This is a genomic window from Shewanella sp. DAU305 (assembly GCF_026802235.1).
Lineage (GTDB): Bacteria > Pseudomonadota > Gammaproteobacteria > Enterobacterales > Shewanellaceae > Shewanella > Shewanella baltica.
The window spans coordinates 795,714-808,571 of sequence record NZ_CP113808.1 but is presented as its reverse complement, the minus strand read 5'-3'; the positions used below and the strand labels follow the sequence as shown (position 1 = coordinate 808,571).

Sequence of the window (12,858 nt, the reverse complement as noted above, 5' to 3'; positions counted from 1 at the left end):
TTTTAAATAGAAAAATGATTAATAACTTTAAATGACAGCCAAGCCATACTGACCTTTTCAAACAAAATGATATAGTGGAAAACACTTTATAAACCGAACGTTAGCATCACCTTATATTCAGTACGCATATCCACACGACAAATGATGCATTGAAATTTATTAAATATGCATATAAATTCATGCCAAGCCAATTTATAGAGGATTAATAATGAGTTTACTCGAGCAAGTGTCTGTATCTAAAAAAGCTAATATTTACTTTGATGGTAAAGTTGCCAGTCGTAGCGTATTTTTTGCCGATGGCAGTAAGCAAACCTTAGGCGTAGTGCAGCCAGGAGAGTATGAGTTCTCGACCTCTCAAGGCGAAATCATGGAAGTGATTAGCGGCCGTTTTGAGGTGTTACTACCAGAAACGACCACTTGGCAAGAATTTAGCGAAGGAACTCAGTTTGAACTGGCTGCAAATGTCAGCTTTAAAATTCGTAACACAGCCATTGCAGAGTACTGTTGCAGCTACCTGTAATCATCTTGATTGAGTAAAAGTTTCAATATCAATTATGAATCTAATGCTCACAGTGACGGTTTATCTCAACACTGTGGGTATTTTGTCCTACCGAACCATTTCTCCTTGCCACAATTTCACCCTCTGCATGCTTTATCCGTTTGCCTTTTTATCAATTTGATAGCTTTGTTAGGCAGACCCAAGACAGCTTAAACCTCGCGACTTAAAGAAGACTAAATCGGGCGTGTTGATATCGCCGATAAAAACAACACTAGACGACCGGTCTATTTTGATTTATCCTAGACCACATGAAAATTGAAACTCAATCCACTCGCCAGCACATTCTCGACATCGGCTATAAGCTGATCGTACGAAAAGGCTTCTCCAGCGTCGGCTTATCGCTACTGCTGCAGGCCGCCGAAGTGCCTAAAGGCTCGTTTTATCATTACTTCAAATCCAAAGAACAATTTGGTGAAGCGCTCATAACTGATTATTTTGAGAAATATCAGTTAGATTTAGACGCATTATTCAATGACTCGACACTGACGGGCTATCAACGCTTGATGCAGTACTGGCAACAATGGTTGCACGTACAAGCTGATGGCTGCGTAGATCAAAAATGCCTCGTCGTGAAACTCAGTGCCGAAGTTGCCGATTTATCCGAAGCCATGCGAGTTGCCTTACTTAAAGGTTCCGCCGGCATCATAGACAGGTTAACCACTTGTGTTCAAGTTGGCATAAACGACAGTTCAATCGCCGAGCAAGATCCGCAATCGACCGCTGAAATGTTGTATCACATGTGGTTAGGTGCCAGCTTAATGAACAAGTTAGGCCACAGCCCCGCGGCACTCGAACGTGCGCTCGTGACGACTAAAGCTATTTTAACGCCTAAAACGGCCCTTTAACTTAATACCGATTCAAGACCAATATTTGCTGATATCAGTCAGCCTAGATTTTTAAAGAATACATTTTCACGCCACAAAATTAGACGACTGGTCTACTAATTTAACGGCGATTAATTAACGCAGCGCATTTAACACTGCTAATTTAAAGTAGTTCACTTAAAGTAATAAGGGATAAATCATCCATGCTAAATTTTAACTATTACAACCCAACCCGTATCCGTTTTGGTAAAGACACTATCGCCGAAATTGATGCTTTAGTACCGAGCGATGCTAAAGTCATGATCCTATTTGGCGGCAGCAGCGCCAGAAAAACCGGCACGCTAGATGAAGTTAAACAATCATTGGGCAATCGTTTCATCGTCGAGTTCGATGGCATTGAGCCAAACCCAACCTATGAAACCTTAATGAAAGCCGTCGCCCAAGTGCGCGAACAGAAGATCGACTTCCTGCTTGCAGTGGGTGGTGGTTCGGTTATCGATGGCACTAAATTTGTTGCCGCTGCAGCAGTATTCGAAGGTGAACCTTGGGATATTCTTACTAGCTGGGGCGCAAAAGTCACTCAAGCTATGCCTTTTGGCTCAGTATTAACCTTGCCTGCGACGGGTTCAGAAATGAACAACGCCAGCGTAGTGACCCGCAAATCACTGCAAGCTAAGCTGCCATTCCGTAATGACTTGGTTTATCCACAATTCTCAATACTCGATCCGACGAAAACCTTCACCCTGCCAGAACGCCAAGTGGCCAACGGTGTAGTAGATGCTTTTGTGCATATCACAGAGCAATACCTCACTTACCCAGTCAACGCCGCCGTACAGGACAGATTTGCCGAAGGTCTGTTACAAACCTTGATTGAGCTTGGTCCACAGGTATTGGTTCAACCCGAAGACTACGACATTCGCGCTAACTTAATGTGGGTTGCCACTATGGCACTCAACGGCACGATTGGCGTAGGCGTTCCGCACGATTGGGCAACCCACATGATAGGCCATGAACTGACTGCGCTTTACGACATCGACCATGCGCGTACATTGGCAATCGTATTGCCTGCTCTGCTGCAATGTACCAAAGAAGCTAAGCGCGAAAAGTTACTCCAATACGCAGACCGCGTGTGGCACATCAACACAGGTACCGATGACGAGCGCATCGATGCCGCTATTGCAAAAACTAAGGCTTTCTTCGAAGCCATGGGCATACCGACACATTTATCTGCCTATGATCTCGATGCCAGCCACGTTGATACCGTAGTGAAACAGCTTGAACTGCACGGCATGGTGGCACTCGGCGAACATGGCAACATTAACCCAGCAATGAGCCGTGACATTTTGACCTTAGCCCTATAACGTCAAATGAACTAAACCCAAAGCTCACACGTATTGATGTGAGCAACTTAGGTAAAGGTATGAAAATGAATATATTAATGGTACTAACTTCACACGATAAACTCGGCGACACAGGTTTAAAAACTGGCTTTTGGCTCGAAGAATTCGCCTCACCTTTTTATGAGTTTAAAGATAAAGGTTTTGACATTACCTTAGCCTCGCCATTGGGCGGTCAACCACCGCTCGACCCTAAAAGTGATGAGCCAGACTTTCAGACCGAAGCCACTGCGCGCTTTAGTAAAGATCCTGAGGCACAAGCACTGCTGGCAAATACGACTCGCTTAAGTGAAATCAATGCAGCGGATTATGATGCGGTTTTCTATCCAGGCGGCCACGGCCCACTGTGGGATCTTGCCGAAGATAAACACTCAATCGCCTTGATTGAACAGTTCTATCAAGCGAATAAACCCCTAGGGCTAGTCTGTCATGCACCTGCGGCATTGCTGCACCCTAAGGCCAGTGATGGTAAGCCATTGGTCAGCGGTAAGCGGGTTACCGGTTTCAGTAATTCTGAAGAAGAAGCCGTGCAACTCACTCATATCGTGCCATTTCTAGTCGAAGACATGCTGCAGAAAAACGGCGGCACTTATGTCAAAGGTGATGATTGGACAAGCTTTGTTGTCGCAGATGGCCATTTGATCACAGGTCAAAACCCAGGATCATCCGAAGCCGTTGCGCAGGCCATAGTCGCGCAACTGAACGCTAGAGGCTAAGCGATAAATGACGCGACACACTCAGCTTGAAGTGAATAATGACAAGCTCGAGTGTGCTAAATGCGGTAGAAATAGCTATCGCACCATAATGGTGCGATAGCTAAAAATGTACTCTCACAATCGAAAGGGAAGCCAATGATCACCTTGCACCATCTCAATAAATCACGCTCTAAACGTATCATCTGGTTGCTAGAAGAACTCGGTCAACCTTATCAAATTAAGAGTTATCAGCGTGATAGTCAGACTTTTCTCGCGCCACCCGAACTCAAGCAAATTCATCCGTTGGGCAAATCACCCGTTATCGAAATGGACGGTCAAGTGATTGCCGAGTCAGGCGCGATCACTGAGTATCTGATTGAAAAATATGCGGCAGACACCTTAGCGCCAGCAAGAGACAGCGCTGACTACGTCGATTATCTGCAATGGTTACACTTTGCCGAAAGCTCAGCCATGCTACCTTTGTTACTGCGCATGTTCGTGCAAAAGGATGGCTGTAAAACCAACTTCCTTGAAGGTTATGCCGCGATAGAAGTCAGTAAGATAAGCCACTACTTCAATGATATGTTGGCCGGTAAAACCTACTTGGTTGCAGACAAGCTCACAGGTGCGGATATCATGATGTCCTTCGTAGTGGAGCTACTGGCTAATAGTGGCGACCTCGAAAAATTTGAACACATTCAACGCTATGCCACTCAATTATCCCAGCATGCCGCTTGGGTTAAAGCGAGTGAGATCGAGAAACAACTCGACGCAAGCGTGTAATTTACAACTCGAGTTCGGGTACATGAGTGTGCCCGAACTTCAGCTCATTCAACCCAGTCCGATTTCTAGCTCCCCTTTCCTGTCTCGCTTTACGCCTTCCATGTGGCGACGCCGCATAACAAACACCATGATTTTTGATGTAAAAGAGACTAATCTTGATTAACTCTCTCTCAAGGCTACAGGGACTTTAGCATGCGTTCACTCACACTCATCGGCTTAGTGCTATTTAGCATGTTAGCGCAAGCGACGGTTTATAAATGGGTCGATAAAGATGGCAAAGTCCATTACTCAGATGAGCCGCAGCCAAATGCCCAAGTCGTTGAGCTAAAAGAGAAGACCTTAAATCAAATTGCCCTTCCTCTGCCCAAAACAGACTCAAACAACGCAAACCACGCAATTGAATCTATTCAATATAAAGTTCATATCACTTCCCCAGCAGAAGAAGAAACCGTCAGAGATAACAATGGCGATTTCGACGTCGTTGCGACTATCACCCCTGAGCTAAAAAGCCAGTATTTAATGGTCCTCAAACTCGATGGCACCCCCGTCGGTCAGCCGCAAATTGGCGGTACGTTCAAACTCAAAAACATCGACCGAGGTGAACATACCTTAGTCGTTGACGCTTTGACTCAAAACGGCAAAGTCTTTGCATCAAGTTCACCAAGAAAGATATTTCTTCATCAAGCAGCTAAGCGTTAATGCCACTCAATGCATAGATAAAGTTAGTATAAGAACTTTAAATACATAGAGTTAGATTAACCACCCCAGACTAAACCGTTTGATGAAGACAAGTTGCAGCTTGCACCAGATTGGTGCACCATAGTGGTGCAACCCTATTTCTAGGAACGGTCGATGGATAAAGATACACTGCTCAATCATTTAGTTACCGCTGTACTTGTCATCGATAAGGATCTTAAGCCTTGTTATGCCAACGCAGCAGCAGAGCAATTATTAGGTGTTGGCAGCCATAGACTCGTAGAACAAGCTTTGCCTGAGCATTATCAAATCCTCGGTGTCGAAGCCCAGTTATTGAGGGATGCGGTAAAGGCTGGCCAAGGTTTAACGGTCAATACGGCGGCCCTAGTCACGCTCGATGGTCAGCACCATACCGTTGATTTAACGCTTATTCCCCTCGATGACGAGGCTGAACTCAGCCTGCTCGAACTGCGCCAAGTCGATCAACAAAGACGCATTCATCAGCAGTTGAGTCAAGATGCACAGCAACAAGCGGCGCAATTTTTGGTGCGCAACTTAGCCCATGAAATCAAAAATCCTTTAGGCGGCCTTCGCGGTGCGGCGCAATTGTTATCGCGGGAGCTGGATGATCCGGCGCTAAAGGAATTCACTACCCTCATCATAGAGCAGGCCGATCGACTGCGTAATTTAGTGGATCGCCTGCTCGGCCCCCAAAGGCCAACACAGCACAGTCTGCACAACATCCATCAAGTGGTGCAAAAGGTCTATAAATTAGTTGAAATGGCGCTGCCCGCTAACATCCAGCTCAAACGGGATTACGATCCATCCATTCCCGATATCGAGATGGATCCAGACCAAATGCAGCAAGCCGTGCTGAACATTTTACAAAATGCGGTGCAGGCGCTTGAGCATACCGGTGGCGAGATTTTGATCCGCACTCGCACTCAACACCAAGTCACTATAGGTTCACAGCGCCACAAGCTAGTGTTAACCCTATCGATTATCGACAACGGCCCCGGCATACCGCCTGAGCTGATGGACACATTATTTTATCCAATGGTGACAGGCCGTGAGCAAGGTTCAGGTTTAGGCCTCTCAATTGCCCATAATATTGCCCGTTTACACTCGGGAAGAATCGATTGCCTCTCCAGCGCTGGGCACACCGAATTCATCATTTCATTACCGATTTTAGGCGCTAAATAATTTCGACAGTACCTACCCATACCGTATGAGGAAGCAAGATGCGAATTAGTGAACAAGTGTGGATCCTCGACGATGACAGCTCGATACGTTGGGTACTCGAAAAGGCACTTCAAGGTGCCAAGCTCAGTACCGCCAGCTTTGCCGCCGCCGAATCCCTGTGGCAGGCCTTAGAAATATCGCAACCGCACGTGATAGTGTCGGACATCCGCATGCCAGGCACGGACGGGTTAAGTCTGCTCGAACGATTGCAGGTGCATTACCCCCATATTCCCGTGATCATTATGACGGCGCACTCAGACTTAGACAGCGCAGTCAGTGCCTATCAAGCGGGCGCATTTGAGTATCTGCCTAAACCCTTCGACATCGATGAGGCGATCTCACTGGTCGAGCGCGCACTGACACACGCCACTGAACAAAGCCCTGCACCCGCGCAGGAAGCCCAAGTAAAAACACCCGAAATCATAGGTGAAGCGCCAGCGATGCAGGAAGTATTTCGCGCCATAGGCAGGCTTTCACGCTCATCGATCAGCGTGCTGATTAATGGTCAATCGGGAACGGGTAAAGAGTTAGTGGCTGGCGCGTTACACAAGCACAGCCCACGTAAAGATAAGCCGTTTATCGCGCTGAACATGGCAGCGATCCCTAAGGATTTGATCGAATCTGAGCTATTCGGCCACGAAAAAGGTGCCTTCACTGGTGCAGCCAATGTGCGCCAAGGTCGCTTCGAACAAGCAAACGGTGGCACGCTCTTTTTAGATGAAATCGGCGACATGCCGCTAGATGTACAAACACGGTTACTCAGAGTACTTGCCGATGGCCAGTTCTACCGCGTCGGTGGTCATAATGCAGTGCAAGTGGATGTGCGTATCATAGCGGCAACCCACCAAGATCTTGAATTATTAGTGCAAAAAGGCGGCTTTAGGGAAGACTTATTCCATCGCCTCAACGTGATCCGCGTGCACTTGCCACCACTGTCACAAAGACGGGAAGACATTCCCCAACTCGCCACCCACTTCCTCGCCTCGGCAGCAAAGGAAATTGGTGTAGAAACTAAGATCATGACCAAGGAAACCGCGGTAAAACTCTCCCAATTGCCTTGGCCCGGTAATGTCAGACAACTCGAAAACACCTGCCGCTGGTTAACCGTAATGGCATCGGGGCAAGAAATTTTACCCCAAGATTTACCGCCAGAATTACTGAAAGATCCTGTGAGTGTCACCCACACGGCGAAAGGCAGCCAAGATTGGCAATCGGCCCTGACTGAGTGGATAGATCAAAAACTCTCTGAAGGAAACAGCGATCTGTTAACAGAGGTGCAACCCGCATTCGAACGCATACTGCTAGAAACTGCGCTGCGCCATACCCAAGGCCATAAACAAGAAGCGGCGAAACGTTTAGGCTGGGGACGAAATACCTTAACGCGAAAACTCAAAGAGCTGTCGATGGATTGAGTAAATAAAATAACGTTATCACTCGTAATCCCGACACAAGATTATTAATAATAAAAAAGTAAAAAGGGATATTTTCATATCCCTTTTTATTTTAAATTCTTTTCATTGGCATTAATTAAATATGCCAAATATAAAGAAATTAGAATTGATAATGCACACCTACAGCGAATTGCTTAATATCGGTGTCAATATCGTTTAACCCTAAATAGCTACGGTCTGCATCTAAATCGCCCGTAGTGACATCATAGCTTACACGGATATTTAAGTGTTCTGTTACGGCGGCATTAACACCTACACCGTAAGTCCAACCAAAACCAGTAAAGTCTTCATCGTAACCATAGCCATCAACATTCACAGCCATAGATGCGATACCCACTTTGGCATAGGCAGAGAAAATATCATTGATTTGTGCAGTAAATTTAGGTGTGAAGCTTAATGCGCCAGCACTAATATCAACATCCTTATCGCCTAAGTCGCCAGTGGCGAACAGGTTAGCTTCTAAACCAAACCACTCATTGAAGTTATAGCCACCGTATACGCCCACACCAGTACCGGTTTCTGAACCATCAAAAGCATCAGCTGTGACTCTATTTAATGCGCCACCCACATAAAATCCAGTCGTGTCGGTTGCAGCAGATACTTGAGTAGCCGCGAATGCTGATAGTATAGAGATAGCAACAATTGATAATTTATTCATCATATTTCCATAATGATTTAACGTAAGTATTAGATGGCGCGGATATTACAATAAGCGATTAATAAGTGTCATTGTTTAAATTATCAAAGTACAAACCATACAGCATTGATTCAGCTTAAGTCGAAAAATGGAAGTTATAGTTATTCGTTATGTAACAAAACTATATTTACTGTAAGTATTATTTTTTAAATTGAAACAATTAACGGTTTTAACTTAGAACCCGCAACAATCCTATAAAACTTGCATATAGCCAACGGATGAGGGAGCGACGCCTTCTGACATCCAAACATTCGGATACGACAACTCGGCCAGTCGCGACACAAATAATACGGGTGCGCCAAAGGAATAATGGCCAGATATGGACTCGATAAGTTTGGTTAGATATTTCGAAATCAATTTTCTGCGGTAGGTAATAAAGATGTTTACGCAGGACTAACTGACTCCAAGCCCCCACTATCACAGGAGTGACTGTACTATCTGCTTGATTCACTCTCGAGGACTGCGCTTGAGTTGAAACCGTAATTTCCGCATCTGCTGGAACGCTAACATCACGAATCTCAGATTCGACTATCAACTCAAAGCGAGTCGATAGCCTCTGATAGCGACATATCAATCGAGTGGAATGATCCCATCTGTGACCTTGCTTCTGCATCCATGCCATCGCTTACCCTTACTTTATGTTTCGTTGACTTCAGGTTTGACTGGGTCTTGGTGAATAATCACCTCGGCATCTTCAAAGGCGGCCTTAACCCTTATCCCTGTCGTATCGGCAATACTGTGGGCTTCATTCAAACTCAGATTGCCATCAAGCTCTAAATGGAATTGGATAAAAACGGTTTTGCCAGCCTGACGAGTACGCAAGTCATGCAGCCCTTGTACCCGTGGATCTTCCATTGCGATTTGCGTGATTTGCTGGCGAGTTTCTTCGTCCAACTCCCGATCTAGCAAGGCTTGAATTGAGCGATAGCCTAATCCAAAGGCTTGATGACCAATATAGAATGCAATCATTACAGCAAACAAACCGTCAGCCCACCACCAACCATACTGGGATAGGACGAGTGCTAACAGTACCGCACCATTAAGGAATAAGTCTGACTTGTAATGCAGTGAATCGGCTTCGACCACAGTGCTTTTTGTCGCCGCTAATGCGCGTTTTTGCAACGTCACTAAAGCTAAAGTCATAATAATCGCGATAACAGAAACCACCACACCTATGGTGGCATTCTCAACGGGAACGGGCGTTAATAACCGCTCGCCACCATAAAAAAGCAACAGGAAAGCGGAGCCCATAATAAAGGCGGATTGCGCTAAAGACGCTAACGGCTCTGCCTTACCATGGCCATATCTGTGGTCATGATCCGGCGGCACAAGTGCGTAACGAATCGCAATAAAGTTGATGATGGAAGCGAGTGCGTCGGCAAAGGAATCCGTCAAAGATGCCAACATACTGGCAGAGCCGGAATAAAGCCAAGCGAACAGCTTGATAAGAATAAGGATCAAAGCGGTAGCCACGGAAGCGCGGCTAGCCAGTTTGACCCAAAAATCGTATTGGGAAGTCTGAGTCATAAGGGATCTATCTTGGGAAGCTATGACCCTATTGTATATCAGCTAAGACGCTTAACCGCGAGGTTCTTTACCAGCTTGTGCTTCAAATCGCGCTTTAAACTTAGCTTGCTGCTCTGGTGTCAACAGATTGTAGATTTGATTATGCAGCTTCATACGTTCAATGGCTTGAGCTTGACGCTGTTCTTGCTGCGCGCTCATCAGTGCCTTGGCTTGCACTTCATCAAAATTAGGGGCCGTCATCAAAGCCTGCATCTCAGTGCGATGGGCCAAACGCTGTTCTTTCGTTGGGCGGCTATCGGCTCGCGCAGCTTTCTGATCGGCAAATAACTTTTTGATGTCAGCCTTTTGGGCATCCGTTAAATCCAGCCCTTCAAACATACGATGCATACCGCCCTGATCCATATGTCGGCCGCCATGTTCCATACGATCGCCCATCATGCGGTCGCCTTTATGGAATTCAGAACGGGAGAAATCACAGCCACCGTCCATAGGTTCAGCATTGACGGTCGTCGCGAAAACCGCAGAACTCGCTAGAATTGCAAACAGGCTCGCTTTCAAAGGTGATAATGTTTTCATAGTGTTAACCTCAGTGGTTCAACTTTAATATTGCAAGTAATAAGACACAGTGACGACCCTTTTAAGCCGAGTCACTTTCGACCCTTCCAGTCTAAACCCCTATATGTAAGTGAGGACGTTGTCTGAGTAAATCACTGTAAAGTTGCAACAGCAAACGACTGATTCTCTATTCTTTACTTTGGCTTACATTGCTACACAGCAATTGACATCAAAACAGGTATACTCAGCCAAAGCGCTAAAAGTGCCTGTGTAAACGGGCACACAAGGCCACATTACAGAGATTAAGGAACAGTATGAGTCGGATATTATTAATCGATGACGATCTGGGTTTATCGGAGCTACTAGGGCAACTGCTCGAGTTAGAAGGGTTTCAATTAACCTTGGCCTACGACGGTAAACAAGGTTTAGATCTGGCACTGAGTGCGGATTACGATCTGATCTTACTCGATGTCATGCTGCCTAAATTGAACGGCTTCGAAGTCCTGCGTGCACTGCGTCAGCACAAGCAAACGCCAGTATTAATGCTGACCGCTCGCGGCGATGAAATCGATCGCGTAGTTGGGCTTGAAATCGGCGCCGATGATTATCTGCCAAAGCCGTTTAATGACAGAGAGTTAATCGCCCGTATCCGCGCCATTATTCGTCGCTCGAACTTAACAACCCAAGAAATCCATGCCGCGCCCGCACAAGAGTTTGGCGATCTGCGCTTAGATCCATCGCGCCAAGAGGCTTACTGTAACGAGCAGTTGATCATACTCACAGGCACAGAATTCACTCTGCTGCACACCCTAGCGCTGCACGCGGGAGAGTTGATGAATAAGGAAGAGTTAAACGAGAAAGTGCTCGGTAAAAAACTCATGCCCTTCGATCGCAGCTTAGACATGCATTTATCGAATCTACGTAAAAAACTCCCCGAGCGTGGCGATGGGCGGCCAAGGGTGAAAACCATCCGCGGCAAAGGTTATATTTGGCTTCCATAACGGCGGTATCGACTGTGCCTAATCGTTTATTTATCAAATTATTGCTCGGATTCTGGCTCTGCAGCTCGCTGATCATTGCCTTGGTCGGTCTGTTGCCATTGCTGCAACAGAGTCACGACCGTGCACCGCTGCCACCTCACCTTGAAAAAGTCCTATCGACCATAGCGCAGCGCATTCAAGAAAATCCTGCCTTACTGGAATCCGACTTTCTTCGTCGCTGGGAAAGGCACAGAGACATGGAAGGCAAGCCGCTACGGGTTTATCTCGTCAACAGCCAAGGCCAAGTCGTCAACACCCACAGAGTGAGTCGTGGTGTGCGTAGCTTTATGTTGATGGCCGATGAAGAAAAACAACCTATTAGCCATCAGTTTAAAGATGAGTTGGTGTTTGGTCCCTTTCAATTCAATCTGGGCGCCGAGACGTATTCACTCTACGGCCGTCTGCCGGATAACCATCCGCGGCCTTGGTTCTTCTTCTTCGCCGAAAATAAGTTATTAACTTTAAGCCTAGCGATTTTCCTGTCGGGACTATTATGTGGCCTGCTCGCTTGGCATCTAGGTAAGGCATTAAATTCACTTAAAAAGAGTGCCAATGCCCTCGCTGAAGGCGACTTAAGTAACCGTGTCGATAAGTCCACCACTCAACGTAACGACGAAATTGGTCAGCTCGCCACGGCTTTTAACAGCATGGCCGATTCCATCGAAGCTATGGTGAATAATCAGCAGCGGCTCATGGGGGATATTTCACATGAACTGCGTACCCCATTGACGCGACTGCAATTATCCCTCGCCCTCGCCCGTAAAAAAGGTCAACAAACCGCCGAAAATGAACGCATAGGTTATGAAGCAGAGCAACTCGAAAAGCTTATCAGTGAATTGTTAGAACTCTCGCGGGTCAAGCTCAGCACTAACGAAACCAAGGTGCATTTAGGCTTGGCAGAATCCTTGAGCCAGGTATTGGACGATGCGGAATTTGAAGCCGAACAGCAAGGTAAAAGCATTACCATCGATATCGATGAAGAAATTGAGTTAGCGCACTTTCCTAAATCACTTTCCCGTGCGATTGAAAATCTGCTGCGTAATGCAATTCGCTACGCCGCAAGCGACATTCACCTGCAGGCGAGTGCGACTGCTGATCAAGTACAAATTACAATAAAAGACGATGGTCCAGGCATAGATGCCGCTGAACTCGATGCCATCTTTAAACCTTTCTACCGCCCAGACTCGGCAAGACAGAGAGAGAGCGGCGGCTGGGGACTTGGACTGGCAATCACTGAAGCGGCGATTACCGCCCACAAAGGTAAGATTAAAGCCGAGAACCGTATACCAACCGGTCTTGAAGTGACGATCACACTGCCGAAATAGCCAATATGAAGACAAGTAAACTTGGTAAAACGGATGGCATAGTCGTAGATGGCAACACCTCAGTGTT

14 protein-coding genes are annotated in these 12,858 nt (G+C 46.4%); 10 read left to right on the top strand and 4 right to left on the bottom strand.

Translation table 11 applies throughout. The features are described from left to right. Nucleotides 1-208 precede the first annotated feature (208 nt). The 8 genes from ppnP to glnG all read left to right on the top strand — a co-directional run bounded on the left by ppnP (nt 209) and on the right by glnG (nt 7,608). Nucleotides 209-520 carry a pyrimidine/purine nucleoside phosphorylase gene (gene ppnP / locus OX890_RS03560; RefSeq protein ID WP_006086532.1) on the top strand — a complete coding sequence of 104 codons (312 nt, stop codon included), beginning with the start codon at nt 209-211 and terminating at the stop codon, nt 518-520. A gap of 287 nt (nt 521-807) precedes the next feature. Next, entirely contained in the window at nt 808-1,404 is a 597-nt protein-coding gene (locus tag OX890_RS03555) for a TetR/AcrR family transcriptional regulator (protein WP_006086531.1), read from the top strand. Between the two features lie 182 nt (nt 1,405-1,586). Continuing rightward, on the top strand, nt 1,587-2,744 hold the full coding sequence (locus tag OX890_RS03550; protein ID WP_006079741.1) for an iron-containing alcohol dehydrogenase: 1,158 nt from the start codon (nt 1,587-1,589) through the stop codon (nt 2,742-2,744). Between the two features lie 59 nt (nt 2,745-2,803). Further along, the gene (locus OX890_RS03545; protein WP_011982143.1) at nt 2,804-3,496 is read left to right on the top strand and encodes a type 1 glutamine amidotransferase domain-containing protein; all 693 of its coding nucleotides are present in this window, start codon (nt 2,804-2,806) and stop codon (nt 3,494-3,496) included. A 135-nt stretch (nt 3,497-3,631) separates the two neighbouring features. Continuing rightward, nucleotides 3,632-4,258, top strand: coding sequence for a glutathione S-transferase family protein (locus tag OX890_RS03540; RefSeq protein ID WP_259484009.1), 627 nt, complete (start codon nt 3,632-3,634; stop codon nt 4,256-4,258). Between the two features lie 192 nt (nt 4,259-4,450). Beyond that, nucleotides 4,451-4,957 carry a DUF4124 domain-containing protein gene (locus OX890_RS03535; protein ID WP_268650099.1) on the top strand — a complete coding sequence of 169 codons (507 nt, stop codon included), beginning with the start codon at nt 4,451-4,453 and terminating at the stop codon, nt 4,955-4,957. Between the two features lie 153 nt (nt 4,958-5,110). Further along, nucleotides 5,111-6,157 carry a nitrogen regulation protein NR(II) gene (gene glnL / locus OX890_RS03530; protein ID WP_268650098.1) on the top strand — a complete coding sequence of 349 codons (1,047 nt, stop codon included), beginning with the start codon at nt 5,111-5,113 and terminating at the stop codon, nt 6,155-6,157. A gap of 38 nt (nt 6,158-6,195) precedes the next feature. After that, nucleotides 6,196-7,608 carry a nitrogen regulation protein NR(I) gene (gene glnG / locus OX890_RS03525; RefSeq protein WP_006079736.1) on the top strand — a complete coding sequence of 471 codons (1,413 nt, stop codon included), beginning with the start codon at nt 6,196-6,198 and terminating at the stop codon, nt 7,606-7,608. Nucleotides 7,609-7,747: 139 nt separating this feature from the next. Here the strand turns inward: glnG and OX890_RS03520 are convergent, their stop codons facing one another. From OX890_RS03520 to OX890_RS03510, 4 genes are all read right to left on the bottom strand, one after another. Then, nucleotides 7,748-8,305, bottom strand: a complete 558-nt coding sequence (locus OX890_RS03520) for a porin family protein (RefSeq protein ID WP_115335740.1) — start codon at nt 8,303-8,305, stop codon at nt 7,748-7,750. A gap of 208 nt (nt 8,306-8,513) precedes the next feature. Next, the gene (locus OX890_RS21155) at nt 8,514-8,966 is read right to left on the bottom strand and encodes a hypothetical protein (RefSeq protein ID WP_310473083.1); all 453 of its coding nucleotides are present in this window, start codon (nt 8,964-8,966) and stop codon (nt 8,514-8,516) included. Nucleotides 8,967-8,980: 14 nt separating this feature from the next. After that, nucleotides 8,981-9,871 carry a cation efflux pump FieF gene (fieF, locus tag OX890_RS03515; RefSeq protein ID WP_107949711.1) on the bottom strand — a complete coding sequence of 297 codons (891 nt, stop codon included), beginning with the start codon at nt 9,869-9,871 and terminating at the stop codon, nt 8,981-8,983. Nucleotides 9,872-9,922: 51 nt separating this feature from the next. Next, nucleotides 9,923-10,447 carry a Spy/CpxP family protein refolding chaperone gene (locus OX890_RS03510; RefSeq protein ID WP_259214200.1) on the bottom strand — a complete coding sequence of 175 codons (525 nt, stop codon included), beginning with the start codon at nt 10,445-10,447 and terminating at the stop codon, nt 9,923-9,925. A gap of 293 nt (nt 10,448-10,740) precedes the next feature. On the opposite strand from OX890_RS03510, the gene OX890_RS03505 reads away from it, so the two are divergent. Both OX890_RS03505 and OX890_RS03500 read left to right on the top strand, forming a co-directional pair. Further along, nucleotides 10,741-11,427: a response regulator gene (locus OX890_RS03505; protein ID WP_011845520.1), complete on the top strand. Its 687-nt coding sequence runs from the start codon at nt 10,741-10,743 to the stop codon at nt 11,425-11,427. Beyond that, a complete protein-coding gene (locus OX890_RS03500; protein WP_232005143.1) occupies nt 11,415-12,791 on the top strand; it encodes an ATP-binding protein in 1,377 nt (458 codons plus the stop codon). The genes OX890_RS03505 and OX890_RS03500 overlap by 13 nt, the downstream gene beginning before the upstream one ends. Nucleotides 12,792-12,858 lie beyond the last annotated feature (67 nt).

What these genes read in the sequence shown, in the direction of transcription:
- ppnP (WP_006086532.1), top strand. Translation starts at nt 209, where the DNA reads ATGAGTTTACTCGAGCAAGTGTCTGTATCTAAAAAAGCTAATATTTAC.
- OX890_RS03555 (WP_006086531.1), top strand. Translation starts at nt 808, where the DNA reads ATGAAAATTGAAACTCAATCCACTCGCCAGCACATTCTCGACATCGGC.
- OX890_RS03550 (WP_006079741.1), top strand. Translation starts at nt 1,587, where the DNA reads ATGCTAAATTTTAACTATTACAACCCAACCCGTATCCGTTTTGGTAAA.
- OX890_RS03545 (WP_011982143.1), top strand. Translation starts at nt 2,804, where the DNA reads ATGAAAATGAATATATTAATGGTACTAACTTCACACGATAAACTCGGC.
- OX890_RS03540 (WP_259484009.1), top strand. Translation starts at nt 3,632, where the DNA reads ATGATCACCTTGCACCATCTCAATAAATCACGCTCTAAACGTATCATC.
- OX890_RS03535 (WP_268650099.1), top strand. Translation starts at nt 4,451, where the DNA reads ATGCGTTCACTCACACTCATCGGCTTAGTGCTATTTAGCATGTTAGCG.
- glnL (WP_268650098.1), top strand. Translation starts at nt 5,111, where the DNA reads ATGGATAAAGATACACTGCTCAATCATTTAGTTACCGCTGTACTTGTC.
- glnG (WP_006079736.1), top strand. Translation starts at nt 6,196, where the DNA reads ATGCGAATTAGTGAACAAGTGTGGATCCTCGACGATGACAGCTCGATA.
- OX890_RS03520 (WP_115335740.1), bottom strand. Translation starts at nt 8,305, where the DNA reads ATGAATAAATTATCAATTGTTGCTATCTCTATACTATCAGCATTCGCG.
- OX890_RS21155 (WP_310473083.1), bottom strand. Translation starts at nt 8,966, where the DNA reads ATGGCATGGATGCAGAAGCAAGGTCACAGATGGGATCATTCCACTCGA.
- fieF (WP_107949711.1), bottom strand. Translation starts at nt 9,871, where the DNA reads ATGACTCAGACTTCCCAATACGATTTTTGGGTCAAACTGGCTAGCCGC.
- OX890_RS03510 (WP_259214200.1), bottom strand. Translation starts at nt 10,447, where the DNA reads ATGAAAACATTATCACCTTTGAAAGCGAGCCTGTTTGCAATTCTAGCG.
- OX890_RS03505 (WP_011845520.1), top strand. Translation starts at nt 10,741, where the DNA reads ATGAGTCGGATATTATTAATCGATGACGATCTGGGTTTATCGGAGCTA.